The organism is Polaromonas sp. (assembly GCF_030680935.1).
Lineage (GTDB): Bacteria > Pseudomonadota > Gammaproteobacteria > Burkholderiales > Burkholderiaceae_C > Polaromonas.
This window is the reverse complement of record NZ_JAUXUP010000077.1, coordinates 1-1,053: the sequence shown is the minus strand read 5'-3', so window position 1 is coordinate 1,053 and position 1,053 is coordinate 1. Positions and strand designations below refer to the sequence as shown.

The following is a 1,053-nucleotide window of genomic DNA, read 5'->3' as shown; positions in this document are numbered from 1 at the left end:
TGGCCGTCGGTGCCGTCCTTGCCCCATTCGATGTCCATCGGACGGCCGTAGTGGTCTTCGATGATGACCGCGTAACGCGCGAGCTGCTCGACGTCGGCGTCGGTCAGCGAGTAGCGGTTGCGCAGTTCGGCCGGCACGTCGGTGGTCTTGACCAGCTTGCCGCCGGCCTTCTTTTCCTCGGCGGTGGTGAACTCCATCTGCAGCAGCTTGCTGCCGAGGTTGCGGCGGATCACGCAGCGATTGCCCGCCTTGAGCATGGGCTTGTGCACGTAGAACTCGTCGGGGTTGACGGCGCCCTGCACCACGGTTTCGCCCAGCCCGTAGCTGGAGGTGATGAACACCACGTCTTCGAAGCCGCTTTCGGTGTCGATGGTGAACATCACGCCGGCCGCGCCGATGTCGCTGCGCACCATGCGCTGCACGCCGGCCGACAGGGCCACGTCGGCGTGGGCAAAACCCTGGTGCACGCGGTAGCTGATGGCACGGTCGTTGTAGAGCGAGGCAAACACCTCTTTCATCTTGTGCAGCACATCCTCGATGCCGACCACGTTCAGGAAGGTTTCCTGCTGGCCGGCAAAGGATGCATCAGGCAAATCCTCGGCAGTGGCCGAGGAACGTACGGCGAAGCTGGCCTGCGGATTGCCGGCGCTCAGCGCGGCAAAACTGTCACGCACCGCCTGCTCCAGGTCTTTCGGAAAAGGCTGGGCTTCGACCAACGCGCGGATCTTGCTGCCGGTTTCGGCCAGCGCGCGCACATCGTCGGTGTTGAGCGCGTCGAGCAGCGCGTTTATTTTGGTGTCCAGGCCATCATGGGCCAGGAACACGCGGAAGGCGTGGGCGGTGGTGGCAAAACCGGTGGGCACCTGCACGCCCTGGGGTCCGGTCGGCAGTTGCGAAATCATCTCGCCGAGGCTGGCGTTTTTACCGCCGACGGCCTCGACATCCGTCATCCTCAGGTTTTCAAACGGTACGACCAGGGCGGTCGGCTCAAAAAGTTTGGAAATGAAAATACTCCGGGAGGTTTAAAAACCGGGGACAGGCACATGCGCGGCG

The 1,053-nt window shown here is 63.2% G+C and carries 1 protein-coding gene; it reads right to left on the bottom strand.

Annotated features, from left to right (window positions below):
• A partial coding sequence (locus Q8L50_RS18015) for a PEP/pyruvate-binding domain-containing protein (RefSeq protein ID WP_305350011.1) occupies positions 1-1,004 on the bottom strand: 1,004 nt, incomplete at its 3' end.
• Positions 1,005-1,053: the final 49 nt, after the last annotated feature.